The organism is Spongiibacter marinus, from assembly GCF_016906995.1.
In the GTDB taxonomy this organism is placed as follows: Bacteria; Pseudomonadota; Gammaproteobacteria; order Pseudomonadales; family Spongiibacteraceae; genus Spongiibacter; species Spongiibacter marinus.
The window spans coordinates 1-1,155 of record NZ_JAFBBD010000028.1 but is presented as its reverse complement, the minus strand read 5'-3'; the positions used below and the strand labels follow the sequence as shown (position 1 = coordinate 1,155).

Below are 1,155 nucleotides of genomic sequence, written 5' to 3'. Positions count from 1 at the left end.
ACCTAGGGAAGGTCTGCACAACCTCTCCCTTTTATAAAATATCGCCAAATTTCCGCGTCAACGGCGTAAAACGCAGCAATCCTCAGTTCATCTCAGCCTGTAGGCAGCCATTTGGCTGACTACAGGCGTACCTACCCTATGAGGGCAGGTATTTCTCCGCTCTCAGCAGGTTGGTAAACGCTGATAACACATACAGGCGGTTGGTGTTTTTCGCCAGCCCACGGTAGCGAACCTTCGTATAGCCAAACTGTTGCTTGATCGTCCGGAACGGATGCTCAACCTTGGCGCGAACGCTGGCCTTTATCCCCTCCAGCATTTCCTGCAGCTGATCAGCCAGATTGCTCCGGGTGCCGGGGCGTAGCGCGATACGCCAATCGACATCCCGATCTTTAAATGCGTCTCGCTTATGGATGCCGGTATAACCCGCGTCACCCCAGACCCGCTGCTCTTCTCCATGAAGAAGCTGATCTGCCGCAGTGAGATCATGCACATTCGCAGCTGTGGTCTCGATGCTGTGAATCAAGCCGTCCCGGTCATCCACGCCAATATGCATCTTCATGCCAAAGTGCCACTCATTGCCTTTCTTGGTCTGGTGCATTTCCGGGTCTCGCTCGCCATCCTGATTCTTGGTTGAGCTGGGCGCGGCGATAATCGTGGCATCAACAATGGTGCCTTCACGCATCATCAAACCCTGCTGACGCAACTGGGCGCTCACGGTATCGAAGATCACTTCGCCCAATTTGTGGCGCTCTAAAAAATGACGGAAGCGGAGGATAGTACTTTCATCTGGTAGCCGATCAGACAAGCGTAGCCCTGCAAAGCGGCGCATGGACTCAATCTCGTACAGGGCATCCTCCATCGCCGGATCGCTGAGGTTGTAGAACAATTGCAGGCAGTGCACCCGAAGCATAATGGGGAGCGGATACGGCGGGTTTCCATTCTCACCTTTGGGGTAGTGCTTGCGGAGCTTCTTCTCTAGCTTGGCCCAGGGAATCAGACTATCCATTTTTTCCAAGAACAGCTCACGCCGCGTTTTACGCTTTTTGTTCTGGTATTCGGCTTCGGCAAAGGTAAGCTGGCTCATGCAGTAGTCCGGTTGAAATGGGTGTTCGCAGGATTATCTCAAATTCTGGAGGTTGTGCAGACCTTCCCTAG

General features: G+C 53.3%; 1 protein-coding gene. It reads right to left on the bottom strand.

Annotated features, from left to right (window positions below):
* Positions 1-136: 136 nt before the first annotated feature.
* On the bottom strand, positions 137-1,084 hold the full coding sequence (locus HNR64_RS16985) for an IS5 family transposase (protein ID WP_198570170.1): 948 nt from the start codon (positions 1,082-1,084) through the stop codon (positions 137-139).
* Between the last annotated feature and the right edge of the window lie 71 nt (positions 1,085-1,155).

Coding starts and splice junctions, on each gene's coding strand:
- HNR64_RS16985 (WP_198570170.1), bottom strand. CDS start 1,084: ATGAGCCAGCTTACCTTTGCCGAAGCCGAATACCAGAACAAAAAGCGT.